The sequence below is a fragment of the Streptomyces sp. NBC_00212 genome (genome assembly GCF_045206365.1).
GTDB lineage: Bacteria > Actinomycetota > Actinomycetes > Streptomycetales > Streptomycetaceae > Streptomyces.
In genome coordinates this window covers 1,770,911-1,788,818 of the sequence record NZ_CP108115.1, presented here as the reverse complement: position 1 = coordinate 1,788,818, position 17,908 = coordinate 1,770,911, and the positions used below count along the sequence as shown (strand labels likewise).

Sequence of the window (17,908 nt, the reverse complement as noted above, 5' to 3'; positions counted from 1 at the left end):
CCACCACGTGCATCCGGGCATCGGCCACCCCCGGAAGCCGACCCACACGCCCCCGGAACCGCCACTCAGCCCCGGCCGGCGCCCAAGTCGCCCCCGAAAACCAGAAGATCCCGCCCAATCGACTCGATCAGACGGGATCCCGGGAACCGAACCTGAGAGATCTCAAGAACGGCCCTCCGTAGGGGGATCGTGCAATCACACGCGGACGACTCATACGCGGCCCAACTACGCGAGTACGGGTTGGATGTGCTGCGTGGATCGCATGGTGCGAAGCCTTAAAAGCCGGGACCACAGCTGCGCGCTGCGTCATTTGCACAGGCCCGAGACACGCGCGCCGTCTTCTGCTGGAGCGGTTGCAGAACGCCCATGACGCGCAGCCCAACGGGACCCAGCGACTGATCTCCTCCGCCTCCACAACTCGCGCCCGGCCCGCCAGGTCCTCCAGGACGGATGGCAGACATCCAGCCCGCGCCCCGACGCCACGGCGAGGGATCGGCTTCCCGCCCCCGCCAGCACCTGACGGTTTACCGGTGTGCCCCAATACCGCGATTGACCTCTCTGCACGACGGTAAGATCACCGCTCGTATACCGGGAGGCGGGGTCGCCGAAGCGTCTGCCGACCTGTGCCGAGGGCTGAGGTGGAGGGGCAGGATGCCCGAAGGAATCGGATCGCTCAGCCCGTCATTCGAGCGCATCCTCATGATGGCGTTCGCGCATCTGGCGCCGGGGCCCGTGACGGTACTGACCACCAGTTCGGAAGACGGCCAACCCTCCTTCGCACCGCCCTCGGAGTGGCGTTCGGTTCAGGAACCGGCCTGGCAGGACCTCGGCCCGGGCGCCGCACGCCTCATGGGGCAGGGCCCACTTCTCCTCGTACCGCCATGGCAACGCCGCACCGGCGCTCGGACATCGCGTCGGGATGTGTCCCTCTACGCGTACGACGATGTTCTTGGTGCATGTCGCCCCGCGGACGCCAGCAGCAGCATGGCGGTCCTGACGCCTGCCGAACTTTGGGTCTCGGAATCGCCGCGTGCGGCAGGGCTGCGCAGGACACTGGCCGAGCACTGGGACGTCATGGCCGTCATCTACAGCACAGGTGTGATTCCTCAGGTCCATCAGGCTGTCGTCGTGGCTGTCTGCTTCCTGCAGGCCAAGCAGGATCACCGACCCCCGATGAAGATCTTCCGGGCGCCGCATGGGGACGACGAGGCGTCCACCGAGAAGGACTTCCAGATCCTGCTCAAGCGCGGAGGAGGCAGTACCCGGTACGGCTACGTCATCCGAGACCTCCCGCCTGCTACAGAGGGCCTCGACTTCGACCGTCACCATCCAGATGTCGTATCGCAGCAAGCCGACCTGGTGGGCTTCGGCAGCCTCACCACGCTGGGAGAGCTGTACGAGACCGTCCCCCGCATCCACATGGCGGGACACTCGCACTGGCTCAGCTCCGAGGAGCAGCCCGGTGCTATCCGGCTCCTGGGAGGCCGTGACGTACGGCGCGATGGCTCCATCGCGCTGCCTGCCAACGACAGCTATTGGGTCAAGGCTCCGCCCGAATACCTCCTGCGACCAGGCGACCTCATCCTCCGCGAGATTCATGGACCTCAAGATCCGCCAGGTCTGATCGTTGCCGAGGTAACCGCGCAGGACCTCCCCGTCGCGTCCTCCCACACGACAGTCGCCCTGCGCCCTCGTGCCGCCATCTCGCCACAACAGATCAGTCTGACCGTCCAGTTCTTGCGTACGCCGCTGGCCGATCGGCTGGTCGGCAGATCCAGCCTTCACATCACGGTGAAGCGGCTCCTGGAACTGCCCGTGCCGCAGCCGGACAACGACCTGACCACGGCGCTCCAGGATCTTGATGCCGCCCGCCACCGCCTTGAGTCCTGGGCGAAAGAAGCAGCAACACTTCTGGAGTCCGCGTTCACGTACAAAACGGCGGTTCAGGCTCGGGACAGGATCATCGACCAGGGCCGTGGGCTGCGTTTGCGTGTGGAAGCCGCAACACTGCTCGACAACCTGGGGCACACCGTGCGCACGCGCTTCCCTCTCCCCATCGCCTCCCGATGGCGTGAAACCGAAGCCCGCATTAGCGCCGGCGATCAGAGGGCGGCCTACAACGCCGTTCTGGACACCGCCGAAATCCTGCTCTGCTACATGGCGCTGCTCACGCTGGCGCTCGCCTGGGAAGCCGAGGTCGCGCTGGGCTCCACCGCGGCGATCAAGGAGAAGCTCACCAGCGGGCGCAGCGGCCCGGGCCTCGGTGACTGGGCTGCCGTGATGCAGGAGGCAGCCACAAGCCGCAAACTGCGCGAACTGCCGCACCAGCACCCCATCCACAGCATCCGTTCCCTGCTGGCGGACCGAGACGCCGTCGAGGCGCGCCAGCGGTTGAGCGACCGTCGCAACGACGATGCCCACCTCCGGCGTATCGATCCCCTCGATCTCCCCCGCGCGGTCACAGAAGCCTTCGCCGACCTGACCCTGCTCGTTGAACGATCCAGGTTTCTCGCCGACTTCCCGCTATGGCACGTCACCGAGGCCCGCTGGGACACCCTCGCCAAATCGACCGACGTCCGCTACCGCGAGTTGACGGGGGACCATCCCGTTGTGCCGACCAAGGCTGCCACTTCGTTGAGACACGATCTGGAACCCGGCAGTCTCTACCTGCAGGACTCCACACACGAGCTGCATCTGCTGCGCCCGTTCCTGACGGGCGAGGTCTGCCCGGTTTGCCGCGCATGGTCGACCTTCCACGCCGATCTCGTCCCCAAGGGCGGTGTACAGCTGAAAAGCCTTGAACACGGGCATGTGCTACACCAGCCCGCAGACAAGTCAAAGGCGTTGGCCGTCGTCGGTCTGCTTTGATGTGCGGCGGTTTGCATCAACTAGCGCAACCCGCAGCCCCGGCCGAGCCGCAGATCCTCGTCACCTCCCGGCCTGCCGCCGATCTGCCGCTGCCTCGGCTGCGGGTCCAATCCGTTTCGTACGGACGGGACGTGCCACAGGTGAAGAGCGTCGGTCTGTTCGCCACACTCCTGCACCGCCGCACCGCCGCACCGCCGCACCGCCCAGTTGAACGGCTAGGACGACGCACTCTTTGTGAACGACCAGTCGATTATCTCGGAAGGCGGTACCTGGAACGTCGGCTTCTACGACGGCGACCGGGTCGTCTGGCCAGCGGCGGATTGCCTTGTCGGCGTCACCATGGAACTGCTCAAACAGGCCCACGAGCACGACGAGAAGCCGCTCGCGCTGGCTGATGTCGCGGGCATGCGGGCCGCGTTCGCGACCAACGCGGCGATCGGCGTCCGTGCTATTGCCGCCATCGACGACGCCGATTACTCCGACACTCACGAGATCGTCGATACCCTGCGCAAGGAGTATGTGGAGATCCCAGCAGATGTCTTGTGATGGGCCACCGGGAGGGGACGCGCCACGACTCTAGGTCTGTGGCCGATCTTCCGTATGCGAATCTAACTGGGCTAGCTGGGTGCGCAGCTGCTTTGCCTCGGCCTCCATCTGCCGAAGCCTGCGCTCCAGGGTGGCGCGTGACGGTGGCTGCTGTCTCTGCGGCTGCTTCGCGCGGGGGATCAGCCAGCCGATGCGCTGGTACGCCATGATCCACCGCACCCAGCGGCAGGTGTAGCAGAGCTCCTCGGGTTCGGGGCGCGGCCACCCTTGAGCGAGCACCCTCCGAGTGTGTTCACGTTCGCGGGGAGACTGGCCGGTCGGGTTCGATGCCCAGAATTCCTCGAACTCCTCGGTCATTTCCGCAACCCGGTCGGCGTCGGTCAGGCGAGGTCCGTCGGCGGGCTTCCACTCCAGGCTCGGGGCGATGGTGTCGGTGATGTGTCCGCAGGCCAGAGTCACCTTCCAGAACGCTCGCGTGTGCGGTTTGTCATGGCGCATCGCCGCCCACTCCTGCGGACTTAGCCCGTGGCGGGGTTCCACGGGATCTGCTGGGAAGGTGTGTTCTGTGCGCTCACCCCATTCCACGATGTTCTGGTAGCGGGCAGGCGGGCCATCGTCGTGAACGCAGAGCATCTGCCCTTTCTGCAGTTGCTCCTGCTCCGGACCGTGCCTTCGTCGCTCGCTGGGCAGGTCTTCCTCGCCGCGCGTCCAGACTTCGTGGATGCATCCGCAGTCCAGCTGGATGCGCCACCGGTACAACTGCTCTGCCTCGGGGACAAGGAGCGCCCCCAGGCCCGCGGGTAGGCCTTCTCCTAGTCGGGCACTCTCCTGCTCGTACTCCTGCAGGGCTTCCTTGCGCGGCCTCGCTCGCCCGGGCAGCGAACGCAGTACCGCAGCCGGACGCTCCGGAGTATGCGTGGCTCGGTCGTCGTCGGCAGACGTGGGGTGCGGGGTCATCTCAGTAGTTCCCCCAGCCTGTATGGGATTCCGGGCCGTGCGGGCTCCACCCGTTCAGGTAGGACTTCAGCTCGTCGGCCTTCGGCTCACGTGGAGTGGGCATCCCTGGGAGCCGGCGCAGCGGATCGATCGCTTCGATGTGCCGCTGGGCCCAGCCCAGCCACTCCCGTGGCGAGGCGACCTGCGCCTCCTCGGACGCCGACGCCTCGGCTATGCGCACTTCCAGGGCCGCGCAGTACTCGCGCAGGAGCGCCACCTCCCGCCACTGCCCTGCCTGTTCGCCCAGCACACGAGCGAGCTCGGCCTGGACGGCCCGCTGCCTTGCTGCGGCCATGGCCTCGTGCCAGCGGGTCTCCCGCTCCGCCTTGGCGCGCTTCTCCTCCTCCTCGCGCTTGGCGTCCTCGGCCGCGCAGAACTCGACTTCGTCGAGTACCGCACCCAGGACGTCCTCGAGCACCCAGCGCTTGCGGTCGGCCCACTGACGGCGGCGCGCGGAGCGGCTGGGGCTGAACTCGAGCATGAGCTTCTCGGCACGTAGGGGGTCTGACGACTGCGGGCTCTCCTGCTGGATGGTGACGGTGCACGTGAACTTGCCGACGACCAGGTTCAGTTCGCCGTTGCGACGCGAATAACTCGGCGCCGTGACGCGGCCGTTGTAGGAGTAGCCGTGGCGGCGATGCCGGTCGGCGACCGGATGGTCCGCCACCTTGTGCCCCCTGCGTACGGCTTCAGCGACGAGCGCCTGGAACAGCCGAAGGGCGCGACGGCGAAGCTCGGCCGGCATCACGAGCCGGCCTTCGTCATCGCGCAGCGAGGACACAACTGGGTGTGGTGAACGCAACTGCACGGGTACCGGAACGCGCGGGCCGTCCTCCGGCGTCTGCCGGCCAGCGTTGGGATGCGCGCCGTCCAGGAGGGAGATCTGCAGGTCCCGGGTGCGGTTGAACATACGGAATTTCTCGATCCGATTGCCCGGCGGGACCAGGCTGTGCCGCTTCGCGAAATCAATCACGCGCCGCCACTCGGTCACCTGCGCCTCGTCAGGTTCGTGGATGATGACCTCGCGCCGTTCGACGAGCCGCTCGATCAGATCAAGCGCTTTCGCCCGCCGCGCGACCGGGATCGGCCGCTCGCTGTACGCCATTGGCACCTTCGGCGCCTTCTTCGAGGCCGTGGCGGTCCCGTGGTTGGCGGCCGCGGTCGGGCGTATTGGTTTGCTCACCGGTGTAGCGGGGCGGCTCCCCGGCGGACTGGCCGCAACCGTGGTGCGCGAGTTCTGGCTCGTATGGTCCGGGTGGTCCGGGTGGTGGCCGTGCTGGAGATAGAACCTGCCGGCCTCGGTCACCTCGGCCGACAAGGCGCCCCCGCTCCGTCGCACGGTCAGCAGCCCGCGATCCCGCAGCGCGTAGGCCGAGCGCCTATCACTCACCGGCTGGGCGGCGAGGCTCTCGCCCGCGTTCAGGCGACCGAGAAGAGCGAGTTGCCGTTCGTTCAAGGGGGACCAGCGATGCATGGGTCCAGCCCACACGCCTCGCCCCAGCCAGGCAATCACTCGTTCGGGTCGGGTGCGGGCAGTACTGCGGTCTGCAGTTGACGAGATGCTGGCTACTCTCGGCGATGACGTGATGCGCGTGGACAACAAGCAGTACATGGCCTACCGGCGGCTGCAGAACTTCGCCCGCGTCTCCAAAGTCCGCCCGACCAGGCCCTCGTCCGCCTGAAGGCGGCCCCGGGCGACACCGCTCTCAGCCACGATCGGCCCGGCCATCACGGCACCGGCCGGCTGGAAGTCCACCTCCGCAACGAGAGCGAATCGAGCGTGCCCGAACTCTGTTCGAGCGCAGCTACGCCGCCTCATGAAGGACAACAGCGATGTGCATTGAGGAGGGGCTGACATCGGACGGCTCCCCAGCCAGAGCAGTCGAGTATGGCGCCCGTTAGGGTCTCGGCATGATCACTGAACCAGTGCTGCGGGGTTACATCCTGGAAGAAGTGCTTGCGTGGCTCCTGCGGTCCAGCGGATACGAGGTGCTCACAGCCGACGACGACCAGGAAAAGGCTCCATGGAAGGTCCTGGAAGAGCGCAACCACGGCCTCGTGGTCCGCGGGCGAGGTGCCTGGCACCAGGCCGACGCACTGGGCCAGTTTCGGTATGTGCCACCGTTCTCGTTGCCGGTCAGACTGTTTGTCGAGGCGAAGTTCACGACGAAGAAGGTGCAGCTCGCCACGGTGCGCAATGGCCACGGGGTCGTTCACGACGTCAACGAGAATGTGATCACCACGGTCAGCGCCGGGAGCGGGCCGAGGCGGCCCAGGACGCGCTACCGATACAGCTACGCGATCTTTTCCACTTCCGGATTCTCTGCGGATGCGCAGGAGTTCGCACTGGCTCACCAGATATCCCTGATCGACCTGTCCCTGCCGGACTTCACCGTCCTGCGGCAGCTCGTAAAGGACACGGTCAAGGCCGTTCATGCGGCGATTGACTCCTTGCCGACAGCGGATCGGCCAACGGTGAACGAGATTCGCAACTACCTGCGTCGGCCGCTACTCGACTTGAATACAGGACCGGCTACGTCGCAGCCCTCTGTGACGGAACCGCTTGATGTTCTCATCGAGAACCTGCATGCCCGATCCACACTGGGCCTGATGCTCGCTTTCCCGGCTGCACCCTTCGTCCTGGGGCTCGCGTCGAACAACCTCTACGCGTTCGTTAACTATGCCCTGGAGCAACCAACCCACGCAGTGCGTCTGCGGCGACTGCATCAGGCGACGCCGCACCCGGTCTGGCGGGTACGGCCGGCCGCGGATCCCGAGGCGTACGAGCTGACCTTCGGCCTCCCCAAACAAGTGGAGGCATGGATCTTGGACCAGGATGCTGGTGAACGTTCACGCACCCGCTGGGTGAAGCAGAGCGTACTCTCAGCCATGACGTTGTACTGGATGGATGGTGAGCATGCGCACACCTTCCAATTGCGCTACGAGCCAGGTGAACTGAGAGAGGCTCTCGGATAGCGGCTGCACCAGCCGTGCCCCAGCGGAGGGCTCGCGCCGGGGACGCCGGACGCGCAGTGCCTCTACCCGCCGCTTCTCCCACGCGCATCGAGCGAGTTGAGAGACACTCCTGGGTATGGCGATCTCGGGGCCCTTGGCGGCCGAACTCATCCCTGATGGCAGTGACTTGGACGCTTTCAACGCCGCGTATCGGGCAGCGAAGAGGGCGCGGGTCCCATTCGTGTGTGTGCTGGCCGGCAGCCAAGGGACCTGGACGGCCAAGGTCGACGTGCTGACTGCGCCAGGCTGGGACGCCTCCCAGCGAAGTCTGGATCTTCTCGAGCAGGTCATCGTGGCTCTGGTGTCCAGAGATTCTGCGCGCACCGGGACGGTGGGACCGGAGTACTTCACGGTGACGGGGCTGGCGGGCGAGCTCGAGGCGCGCCGGGTCGCTGCGGCGGTACACGCCGCGCTCTACGGCGATCGGCTCCTCTTGGAGGCCCTGCTGCCGCCCGCGCCAGCCCCGACAGCTGACAGTGCGAACGCCGAGATTCCCCACCAGCCCAGGGTTCCAGGGTTCGAGCTCATCCGTCAGCACGCCCACGAGGCAACCACCTTGGACGATCTGGCTGGGCTGCTGGGTATGGCCGGAAGCGCGGTCGGAGAGCTGTCTATGCTCCTCGCGCGTGCCACAAAGCAGGTTCTGGTGCCCGACGAGGCGGAGAAGGCCCCCAGCAGCGAGCTGCCCGTTCGACGGTTTGGTAGCAGCCTCCACGAAGGCTCTTCGTGCCGCCTATGACGCGACAGACCCAACCTCACTGCGAGCGGCGCAGTTCACCGCGCTGCTCGCCACACAGCACGCGCTGGAAGGAGCAGCACTCTCCTTGTCCGTCATGAACCGCCAAGCGACTGCAGCCGACACGGACGTGCCCGCCGAGTCGTCGTGAGGTCAAGCGACTCGAGCAGAACCGAGGCGGAGCGGTCGCTGCGTTGGGAGTTCGCCTGAACTTGCTGGCCACGCCTTGCCGCCCCCGACCAACTGACGCCCCGCGGACAACGATCAGATACCCTGCGCCGAGCAACCGGGGGGGTGTCTCTATGTCCTTCGTCAAGGACGTGGTGCCTGGTATGCGGGTGTTTGCGATAGTCATGCGGCGAGGGTGACGGTGGGGGTTCTTGACTCGTAGAAGGTGCCGTCTCGGAGGACCAGGAGTATCAGGCAGCCCAGTGACTTCGCCCAGGCTGCGGTCTGCCCTCGTGGCTCAGGCGGCACGGGCCGGATTCTCCTTGGACTGTGTCCGACGGACGGGTGGAGGCACGTCAGGTGAGGATGTTGACGGCTTGGTACAGGTGGGTGCCATGCGCCCACTTCTTGATCTCGGCGCGGCCGAGAACGGTGATGTGGTGCTGGCGCGCGAACGCGGCAGCGGGCTCGGTGAACCCGGCGAGGCCGATCATGATGGCCACGTCGGCGCCGTGGTGGGGCCGCGCGGTGCCGTTGAACTGCTGCACATGCCCGGAGGTGACCCGTGCGCGGTAGCGTTTGCACTGGATGATGAACATGACACGGCGGTGAGCGGACCTTGGCCCGTGCTGTGATGCACAGGTCATGTCGTCGATTCCTGCCACGTACCCCTGGCCCACCACAATCACTACGGCCAGGCTCCTCTTGCGCCCCGCCGAACTCGTTGACGTGTGACGGGTCGGTGAGGCCGATCGAGGAGTCCATGCGGTCACCGATTTCGACGGAGCCGGGGGCTCTGGAAGCCGTTGGCTATCTCTCGCCGAGCCAGTATCGGCGAGGCGGGTGGGTTTGGTTGTCGGGTGGATCGACGAGTCCTTCGCGATCTTGATCCAGGTTGCTGAAGCCTGATGGTCATGGGCAGATCGCCGGCGGCTCTGGCTGACAGCATCAGTGCTGGCAGCGGGGAGACGTTCAAGGGCGGACCTCTGTCTTGCACGCGTAGTAGTGCGCTCGCCGTGAAATACATGAGTGGGTGAGGCTGAGTGTTGCATTCCGCGATGGCAACGCGGTGCGATACCCGCGTCGTTGGTACTTCAATATGCGTTGCGACCTGCGCCCTCGAGTGGGTCACCGGCGACGGGTTGATTGGGTTCGACGCGCGCTCTGCCTTCCCTGTCCTGCGGTGCTGCCAGGCGGCCTCCTGAAGGAGGTCGCTATGACTGCGACGGGCAAGGTCTCGTCGTGTAGGGCGATACATAGCAGACGATCCCCGGTTAGCGAAACCGGGGATCGTCCCGAGTATTGAGGGTGTTCGCACGCGGCTGTGCTTGGCAGTAAGGCCGTAGCGGACGAAGCAGGCAGCGACGCAACCGCTGGACGAGGCGAGCGCTGTTGTCTGCTGCCCTGATGACTGCGGTGTCCCTTCGCTGAAAGGCAGCGATGGCGCCGCCAATGTGGAGTTTCCACGCCCTCAAGGAGAGTGAGTGATCCTGTCTCAACCGATCAAGAAGCTGCCGCCGAACGCGAAGGGCCAGGTCCGGTACCGGTTTGTGGTCGACGTCGGGACTGACCCGGTCACCGGGAAGCGCAAGCAGCTGACCCGTACCCTCGGGACGCTCAAGGAGGCGCAGGCTGAGTACGCACGTATTTCGGTCCGTCGCCACAATGGGGCGTTCGTGTCGCGCAGCAAGATGACCGTGAACGAGTGGCTCGATCAGTGGCTTGCCAAGAAGACGGAAGACCTGGAAGAAACCACGATCTCCACCTACAGGGTGACCCTGGACCGTGTCCGGGGCAGGCTTGGGCACATCCGGCTCCAAGAGCTCACCGAGGACGATGTCGAAGCATGGATGCAGTGGGCGCTTCGTGAGGGCCGCGTACGTGCCACGAAGGCTGGCCCCGGTCTAGGGGTGACCTCAGTAGAATGTGAGGCGCCCCGAAGTTCTCGGACAGCGGTCCCCATAGGATCGAAGTCCAGAACGGCGGAGAGAGCACGTGGCACAGAAGCGTAAGAAGTTCAGTCCTGAATTTCGGGACGAGGCGGTCAAGATGGTGGTCGTGGAGTCCCGCCCGATCGCCGAGGTCGCCCGAGAGATGCAAGTGAACGAGGGAACCCTGGGCACCTGGGTCAGCCGGTACCGGCAAGAGCACGCCGGGGAGGAACCCCCTCTGAACATCAGCGAACGCGCCCGCCTGCGGGAGTTGGAGCGGGAGAACCGGGAACTTCGGATGAAGACCGAGTTCCTGGGAAAAGCGGCGGCCTTCTTCGCTCAGGAATACCGGTGACGGAGAAGTACGAGTTCATCGACGGCGAGTCCGGCACCTATCCGGTTCAGCGGATGTGCGACTGGGCGGGAGTATCCAAATCGGGCTTCTACCACTGGCGGTCACGGCCGTTGTCGGCCACCGCTGAGCGCCGCACGGCACTCAAGGCCACCATCCGCCAGGTCTTCACGGACTCACACGAAACGTACGGTTATAGGCGCGTCCACGCGGCGCTCCAGCGGATGAACGTGCAGGCCGGACCCGAGCTGGTCCGTGCGCTGATGCGCGAGCTGGAGCTGGTCCCGTGCCAGCCACGGCCATGGCGGGTCACGACGATCGCAGACGATACGGCGCCAGCAACGCCCGATCTGGTCTCCCGTGACTTCACTGCGAAGGCACCAGGCCGAAAACTGGTCAGCGATATCACTTACATACATACCTGGGAAGGATTCCTCTACCTCGCGACCATCATCGACTGCCACACCAAAGCCGTGGCCGGCTGGGCTATGGCCGACCACATGAAGACCTCCCTCATCTCGGATGCACTCGACATGGCAGCCCGGAATCTAGACCTCTCGGAGGGCTGCATCTTCCATTCAGACAGGGGCAGTCAGTACACTTCTCGCGAACTCCGAAGTAAACTCAGCTCCTTGAAGCTCAGAGCGTCGGCCGGTCGCACTGGAGTCTGCTGGGACAATGCGATGGCAGAATCATTTTTCGGCGCCCTCAAGAACGAGCTGGTCCACCGAACTGCGTTCCCGACGCGTGCACATGCCCATCGGGCGATCGTCCGCTACATCGAGATATTTTACAATCGAAAGCGCCTCCACTCCGGACTCGGCTACAAGACTCCCTCAGAAGCTCACGCCGAATACGAAGAGTTGCAGGCCGCAGCGTAGGAAACCCTCACGACCGCTGTCCGAGAACTGCAGGGCACCTCAGTTCCCACCGCCGCGGCTTTTCCGGTTGGTGACCCACACCCCGAGCCGTACTTCGTGGTCCTGCCCGTCGATGGTGATCTGTTCGATGTGCTGACGGGGGGCGACGGGTCGGGCGTCAATGGGCCCGGAGGGCTCTCGCGACCGCCATGAGAGCGACTGCGATCGAGTCGGGTCGCCGTTCCCTCCGGGCCCGCCCTCATGCTGCCCGGCGCATCCCGGACCAAGCGGGCCGGTGCGCGAGTTCACCCCGCCGGGTGATGACCTCATGCCGCGCGGGCCGTACAGCAGATTTCGCCCCGGCCGGCCTCTCACGCGCAAGGGTCCCGGGGGTGTCCTGACCTGGGCCTCCTGCGCGCTCTTCCAACCCTGCCCCCCCCGGGCCATCGAGTCTCCCCGGGGCAGGTCACCCGGCTTCCTACGTCCAGTCGGTGCCGGACTCGGTGAGCTGGGCGAGTTGCTCGACGTTCGGCTTGTCGCGGTGGGTCTTCGGGTTGGACATCCACGCACCCCGGCGCACCTCGTGGTCCTGGCCGTCCCGACGGCGCTCCTCGGTGGCCGGCACTCGACGACACATCGCGTCCACCACTGGTACGGGCGGACGGCGAGCCAGGAGCTGGAACAACGGCGCCCGTATGGCTGGTGAGTGGCTGCCATCAGGGCAACGACGACATCGGGTGGTTACTCCCCTTCGTGCTTGCCGGGCTCCACGATCTCGTCAAGTACCGCCCGCACCGTGTTGAGGACCCGAGCCTGATCTTGCAGGAATAGCCTTTCTCCTGCGTCCTCTGCCGCTTCTGTCTTGGCTCGGCATTTGTCCTCTTGGGCCAGGGCCCAATCCCTGGCGTGCCGAATGCGCCTCAACAGCTCGTCTGCGTCAACTGCGTCGCTCATGAGTGGACCCTACTGACCAGCGACAGTCTGCGGCCGACGAACCGACGATAGGGACCCCTGAAACGTGTGCAGCACGGGCTCCACGCGGCACGAGGACCTCCCACCGACTCGGTGTCCGCTGCACGACTTTGGGACGGCATCAAAACCATCAGCTACCGGTGGTTTGTTGGATCCGGAAGGGATCAAGTGTGGCGGTGAGCTGACCATGATGCTGGACTGCGGTGGAGGGGGGATACCGTGCCTGCCGATATCGAACATGTCGAGGACATTGGCCTGCGGTGATGCCCGGTCCAACAAACCACCGCTAGGCCAGGCAGGCGATCAGCTCTTCCCGGCTGGTCACGCCGGTCTTGCGGTAGATCGCCTTGAAGTGGTCGTTGACCGTGTGCGGCGACAGGGCGAGGCGGCGGGCGATCTGTTTGACGGCCTGTCCTTCGAGGGCCTGCTCGATGACCGTGCGCTCGCGGACCGAGATGCCGTACCACTGGGCGAGCGCGGGCAACAGGTCGGTGGCCGGGGCGGGTTGGAGGGTCACCACCACCGCGCCGGGCGTCGCCCCTTCGAGGGGCTGCGCCTGGAGGGAGAACCAGCCCGCGGCGGTGGGGGCGCGGGTGAGTGCCGGTGCGGCCGTGCGCCGCGCGGTGTAGGCGATGTGCCAGACGAAGCCGAACGTCTCCTTGCCGCCGGCGGGGCGCGTGGGGTAGACGCCGGGCAGCACCGTGCGCAGGGCGAGCCCTGCCGAAGTAGCCCCGGCGATCTGGTCGTCGCCGTCGATGACCGCGACGATGGGCGGAAACGCGCCGGTCCGGGGCCGTAGCGGCTTGCTTGTCACATATCGCTTCACGGCCTGCGCCAGCGGCTGGGCCAGCTCTGCGGCGCGTGCGGCCTCGGTCGGCGAGAACGGCCTCGACTCCCGCTCGCGCAGCAGGACCAACGCGCCCCAGGCGACACCGCGTTGGGTGAGCGCGATGCACAGCTCGCTGCCGTAGCTGTCGGCGGCCATGAGGCGGTGCAGCCTTCGCGCCTGCGGCCCCTCGTCCTGGGCCCCGGCCCCCAGCACGAGGGCCGGGCAGCTGCCGTGGATGAGCTCCGCGACGGGGCTGCGGGTCCTGCCGAGGGCGTTCTCGAAGTCCATGCGGCGTCGCGCGCGCGTGTCGTAGTCGTTCTCGCAGGCGAGGAAGCACCGCGCGCCGGTGATGGGGTCGTAGCCGGTGAGCAGATACCCGTCGTGCGGCACCACTCGGCTCAGCTGGCGCGAGAGCTCGCCGCCCAGTTCCGTGACGCTGCCGACCCGCGCCGCCGCTTCCGGCGCCGAGCGACTCACCGTACCGACTGAACTCAATGAACCCACCCCCGTGGTCATGCGCCGAGTCTGGCACACACCACCCCGCCAAATCCGGGTATTTCCCACTTCTCCTGCCGCCGGACAGAGCATGAGGACGGGGTGAGTGCCGGGGTCAACTGGCCTGCTATCCCTGAATCTTGGGATACCGAGCTCTTCCTCCGCCCTCCACAGTTGAGGTCACGAGCCAGCAGCCAGCAGTCAGCGGCGGGGCCGACACGAGGTGAGAGGAGGGCGGTTCCATGTTCGTGAGCGCGATCGCCGCCGCGAGGTTCGGCACGTCGATGACGTTCGGCAGACCGTTCCACCGCCGGTCGCTCGACCGGTTGCTCGACGGAATGCGGGCGGCTCAGCGGGAGTTCGGCGCGGTCGCCGCCGCCGAAGACGACGACCTGCTCGGCGGCGCGGCGCTCGACCCCCAGACGCGGCGGCTGGTGCAGGGGCGACGCCTGCGCACCCAGGCCCTGCGGGCCGCACGGGAGACCGACTTCTACGCGGAGGTGTTCCGGCGCAGTGGAATCGACCCGGCCGCCGTCGACCACGACTCCCTCTCGGCGATCCCCGTCACGTCCAAGCAGGCGCTGCGCGACGATCCCTCCGCCTTCGTGCGGAAGGGCGCGTCCCCCGCCCACGGATGCTCGACGACGGGGACGACTGGACGGGCCACAATGGTGTGGCTCTCTGACGACGAACTCCACCTCATGGCCACGCTAGCCGCGCTCGCGCACTTCCAGTCGCAGACGTTCCGCCCCGAGGACCAGATCCTGCTCGGGATCAGCCCGCGCAACCGCATCGCCGCCCACGCCACGGCATTCGCCGCCGCAGCCGTGGGAGCGGTGGTGCGCATCGGCGGCATGATCGCCCCCGAGCAGACGCTCGCCACGCTGGCCGAGCACCATCCGATTCCCGGGCACACCTCCCGTATCAGCGTGCTGACCGCCCACCCGTCCTACCTCGCACTCCTGGTGGAGACCGCGCGTGGACTCGGCTACGGACCCGCTGACTTCGGTCTCGAACGGATCCTGGTCGGGGGCGAGATCCTCACGCCCGGCCTGCGCCGACGCGCCCAAGAGGTCTTCGGCGAGCTCGAGTTCGACGAGAACTACGCGCTGACCGAGCTGGTGCCCTTCGGCGGCATCCGGTGCGAGAGAGGGCACGTCCACTACGAGCCCGCCACCTGCCTCGTCGAAGTGCTGGACCTCCACGGCCGCTGTCTCCCGGTCGCCGACGGGGAGCCCGGCGTGCTGGTCGGCACCCCGCTGCCGCCGTTCCGCGACACCACGCTGCTCCTGCGGTACGACACCGAGGACGTGGTCCAGACCATGGTGCACCCGCCGGACTGCGCCATGAGCCGGCTGCCCGCGCTCGCCCAGCTCCTCGGTAAACGACGCCAGGCCGTGGGCCATGACGACGGCTGGACCTTCGTGCGGCCCGTCGTGGAGGCGCTGGAGTCGGTCGGCGGAGTGCCGCTGCCCGCCCGGTTCGGCTTCTGGCGGGCGCGGGGCGGGGTCGTGGTCGAGGTCATGGCCCCGGACGGCCCCGGGCTCAGGGCCGAGATCGGCGTCGCGCTGGAGCGCCAAGGCGTGCCCCTCGCCGAGCTCAGGGTCGTACAGAGCCAGGACGAACTGCTGCACCCGCTCCCGCTCCGCTGTGACCTGCGGGAAGGGGACTTCGCCAGGGCCGCGCCCGCGGTGGCGTCGGCGGTGACGGCGTTGGTGACGGCGTCGGAGAAGTCCGCTGCTGCGGGGCGAAGGGGGCGACCGTGATCCAGTCGATGCTCGTGGTGGCCGCTTTCACGCTGCTGGCCACGGTCGGGAGCTGGTGGTACTTCCGGCGGCACCGCATCGCGCGGCCTCCGTTCGGCGTCATCAACCTCGCGGACGTGATGGTGGCGATGGCGGGGCTCGTCCTGATCCCCCTCCTCTACATGGAACTGCCGATCGCGGTCGTGGTGGTCCTGCTCGCGCTCCTCACCATCGGCGCCCTACAAGTCGCGCTCGAACCCGTCGTGGGGCGCAGGCCCCTGTGGACCGTGTGCCTCGCGCTGATCGCGGCGGACCTGGTGCTCGGCCTGACCGTGGGCGTACGGAACGAGGCGTTCCTGCTGACCAATGACGCGATCATGGTGATCGTCGTGATCGGCGTGGCCAACCTCTGGGCGCAGAGCGGCCTGAAGGCGGCGCACGCGGCGGTGTTCGCCGCGGTGCTCACCGGCTATGACGCCCTCGTGACCTGGCAGTTCTCGGTGACGCTCCAGCTGTTCGTGAAACTCACCAAGCTTCCGCTCTTCCCGCTGGTGGGCTGGGGCCTGGAGGACGTCCCCACGAGCTTCCTCATCGGGCTCGGAGACCTGCTCCTCCTCTCCCTCTTCCCGCTCGTGATGCGCAAGGCGTACGGCAGGACGGCCGGGCTGAGCGCACTGCTGGCCGGGCTCGCCACCACCGCACTCATCTTCGTCCTCATCGCCAGGGACGCCATCGGGCACACCATCCCCGTCATGGTCTTCCTCGGCCCCGTGATCGTCGCCCAGTACCTGTACTGGCGACTGACCCGCGGCGTCGAACGGCCGACCCGGCAGTACCTGCGGGCCGAGCCGCTCACCCCGCGCACCCGCAACCCGGTCACCGAAGGGAGGTGAACGACCATGATGAAGGCCAACCTCAGCTACCTCCGTTACGCGCTCTCCACGCTGGCGGCGGTGGGCTTCGGCGCCCACGGCGCCACCTGATCCATCCGATCCGTCTGCTCCACCGGGATGGTTCTCACGGGGCAAGGGACGCCGGTCGCGCGCGAGCGCACGACCGGCGTCCCGGCGTGTGCAGCGCTTCCCCACGCAGCGCCGCCCCCGGTCCTCGCTACGCGGCCTGGCCCGCCCGACGTCATGGTGCGGACGGCCTCGGTCAGGGAGGCCCGCACCTCCTCCAGGTGCTCGGGGTCGCGTTCCGTCACGTGCGCGTCGAGTACGTCATGAATAGTCTTCTTTTCCAGAGAAACTTGCTCGGCATCAATAAACCGGCACACGAAAATATCGAAACTCACTTGAATTCCAGGGTGGGCGCTGAGGCGGCGTTGTCTCATACGCCTTCCGGCAGTTGGTGGGCCCTGTCGTCGCGGTCCACCGGTTCTGCCGGGCGGGCTGGTCTGGGACAGCAGGGGACGTAAGCTTCTCGATCTCCGTGGCCGGAGACAACGCTGCGGGAATGCCTCGCGCGGGCGGACGCTGTGTGGTGACGGTACGGAGCGGCGCGATCAAAGGGAAGGGTTCTTCCATCCGCCTCACGCCGCTCACTGCGGACACCCTTTTATCTGTTGCCGACAAAGACTAAGGGCCCGCAGGGGCAGTCGATATGTCGTTTTCCGCTCTTGCGTCAAAGCTCGCGCTCGGCGACAGTCGTCGAGTTGCGTGCGGCCCCTATATCCCGCAGAGCGGGTGGCGTTTAGGCGACCTTGACCCTGGAGGACTTATCGTTTCGATAGCGGTGCGGTCGGTGGCCCCAGGGTGGAAGTCTGGTGTCGCATCCGCGTAGCGTCGCTGCCTGCTTCGGCCGGTCCAAGGCCACCGAAAGCGGTCACATGCGGATACACGGCTTTTCGATGAGTATCCATATTCCTTCTTTTAGTAATTCCAGTAGCAGATGATCGAACCCTTTGCGGGGAGGGGGGATCGCCCATCAGGGATCCTTTTAGTGACGGCCTGGCCCCGTTGTGGCGTCTTGGACAGCCGGACCTGTCATTTCGATGACAACGGCATCCTGTTGAAACTCTGCGGGAAGGTGGGCGCGCTCTTCGTCTCGGCAGATGAACATGCCATCTCTCGGGTCGATGATCACCGCTCCGAGCTGTGTGACCAGTTCAGCGATGATGCCGAGGATTTGGCCACCCGCCGGGCGGTCGACCAGAATGCCGCTGTCACTGGCGATCAACTCGGCGTCGCCGCCGTCGTCGGCACGGATCCAGATCGCCATGCTTCCATCGTCACGGACTATCGGTGGACGCGAGCTGACAGAGTGAGGTTGCAGAACCGCTCGAATCACATCCATGTCGGGTGCTACGGGCTCGCCCTCGGCGAATTTATGGATCCACAGTTCGTGACTCATCGTACTTCCTCCCCGGGGGGGGGACGGGTGTGCCCCCGCTTTG

At 66.5% G+C, this 17,908-nt stretch carries 15 protein-coding genes and 1 pseudogene; 9 read left to right on the top strand and 7 right to left on the bottom strand.

The window, feature by feature from the left end:
- Window positions 1-651 precede the first annotated feature (651 nt).
- Window positions 652-2,868, top strand: coding sequence for a hypothetical protein (locus OHA17_RS08215; RefSeq protein ID WP_361389850.1), 2,217 nt, complete (start codon window positions 652-654; stop codon window positions 2,866-2,868).
- A 231-nt stretch (window positions 2,869-3,099) separates the two neighbouring features.
- Window positions 3,100-3,414, top strand: a pseudogene (locus tag OHA17_RS08210) (aminotransferase class IV); the annotation flags it as partial.
- Window positions 3,415-3,444: 30 nt separating this feature from the next.
- On the opposite strand, the gene OHA17_RS08205 reads toward OHA17_RS08210, so the two are convergent.
- Complete coding sequence (locus OHA17_RS08205) at window positions 3,445-4,371, bottom strand: hypothetical protein (protein WP_361389846.1); 927 nt, start codon at window positions 4,369-4,371, stop codon at window positions 3,445-3,447.
- 1 nt (window position 4,372) lies between these two features.
- Window positions 4,373-5,884 (bottom strand): hypothetical protein, encoded by a 1,512-nt coding sequence (locus OHA17_RS08200; RefSeq protein WP_406505385.1) that lies wholly within the window; start codon window positions 5,882-5,884, stop codon window positions 4,373-4,375.
- Window positions 5,885-5,969: 85 nt separating this feature from the next.
- Between OHA17_RS08200 and OHA17_RS08195 the strand changes: the two genes are divergently transcribed.
- The 3 genes from OHA17_RS08195 (at window position 5,970) to OHA17_RS08185 (ending at window position 8,164) form a co-directional block, all read left to right on the top strand.
- Window positions 5,970-6,092 (top strand): hypothetical protein, encoded by a 123-nt coding sequence (locus OHA17_RS08195; protein ID WP_361389842.1) that lies wholly within the window; start codon window positions 5,970-5,972, stop codon window positions 6,090-6,092.
- Between the two features lie 229 nt (window positions 6,093-6,321).
- The gene (locus OHA17_RS08190) at window positions 6,322-7,386 is read left to right on the top strand and encodes a hypothetical protein (RefSeq protein WP_361389840.1); all 1,065 of its coding nucleotides are present in this window, start codon (window positions 6,322-6,324) and stop codon (window positions 7,384-7,386) included.
- Window positions 7,387-7,501: 115 nt separating this feature from the next.
- Window positions 7,502-8,164, top strand: coding sequence for a hypothetical protein (locus OHA17_RS08185; RefSeq protein ID WP_406505383.1), 663 nt, complete (start codon window positions 7,502-7,504; stop codon window positions 8,162-8,164).
- Between the two features lie 521 nt (window positions 8,165-8,685).
- On the opposite strand, the gene OHA17_RS08180 is transcribed toward OHA17_RS08185, so the two are convergent.
- Entirely contained in the window at window positions 8,686-8,976 is a 291-nt protein-coding gene (locus OHA17_RS08180; RefSeq protein WP_361389836.1) for a restriction endonuclease, read from the bottom strand.
- A gap of 837 nt (window positions 8,977-9,813) precedes the next feature.
- Here OHA17_RS08180 and OHA17_RS08175 point away from each other — a divergent pair.
- Together OHA17_RS08175 and OHA17_RS08170 are read left to right on the top strand one after the other, a co-directional pair.
- Complete coding sequence (locus OHA17_RS08175; RefSeq protein ID WP_406505380.1) at window positions 9,814-10,341, top strand: Arm DNA-binding domain-containing protein; 528 nt, start codon at window positions 9,814-9,816, stop codon at window positions 10,339-10,341.
- A protein-coding gene (locus OHA17_RS08170) for an IS3 family transposase (protein ID WP_406505378.1) occupies window positions 10,325-11,493 on the top strand; the annotation gives its coding sequence in 2 pieces (ribosomal slippage) (window positions 10,325-10,577 and window positions 10,577-11,493; 1,170 coding nt in all). The genes OHA17_RS08175 and OHA17_RS08170 overlap by 17 nt, the downstream gene beginning before the upstream one ends.
- Before the next feature lie 457 nt (window positions 11,494-11,950).
- Here OHA17_RS08170 and OHA17_RS08165 read toward each other — a convergent pair.
- Together OHA17_RS08165 and OHA17_RS08160 are read right to left on the bottom strand one after the other, a co-directional pair.
- The gene (locus tag OHA17_RS08165) at window positions 11,951-12,109 is read right to left on the bottom strand and encodes a hypothetical protein (protein WP_406505376.1); all 159 of its coding nucleotides are present in this window, start codon (window positions 12,107-12,109) and stop codon (window positions 11,951-11,953) included.
- Window positions 12,110-12,730: 621 nt separating this feature from the next.
- Window positions 12,731-13,750, bottom strand: coding sequence for a LuxR C-terminal-related transcriptional regulator (locus tag OHA17_RS08160; protein ID WP_406505374.1), 1,020 nt, complete (start codon window positions 13,748-13,750; stop codon window positions 12,731-12,733).
- Window positions 13,751-14,010: 260 nt separating this feature from the next.
- Between OHA17_RS08160 and OHA17_RS08155 the strand changes: the two genes are divergently transcribed.
- Window positions 14,011-15,534 carry a phenylacetate--CoA ligase family protein gene (locus OHA17_RS08155; RefSeq protein ID WP_406505372.1) on the top strand — a complete coding sequence of 508 codons (1,524 nt, stop codon included), beginning with the start codon at window positions 14,011-14,013 and terminating at the stop codon, window positions 15,532-15,534.
- Window positions 15,531-16,406: a hypothetical protein gene (locus OHA17_RS08150; protein ID WP_406505370.1), complete on the top strand. Its 876-nt coding sequence runs from the start codon at window positions 15,531-15,533 to the stop codon at window positions 16,404-16,406. Before OHA17_RS08155 ends, OHA17_RS08150 begins: the two co-directional genes overlap by 4 nt.
- A gap of 35 nt (window positions 16,407-16,441) precedes the next feature.
- Here OHA17_RS08150 and OHA17_RS08145 read toward each other — a convergent pair whose 3' ends face one another.
- A complete protein-coding gene (locus OHA17_RS08145) occupies window positions 16,442-16,807 on the bottom strand; it encodes a hypothetical protein (RefSeq protein WP_406505368.1) in 366 nt (121 codons plus the stop codon).
- A 644-nt stretch (window positions 16,808-17,451) separates the two neighbouring features.
- A complete protein-coding gene (locus OHA17_RS08140; protein ID WP_406505366.1) occupies window positions 17,452-17,865 on the bottom strand; it encodes a hypothetical protein in 414 nt (137 codons plus the stop codon).
- Between the last annotated feature and the right edge of the window lie 43 nt (window positions 17,866-17,908).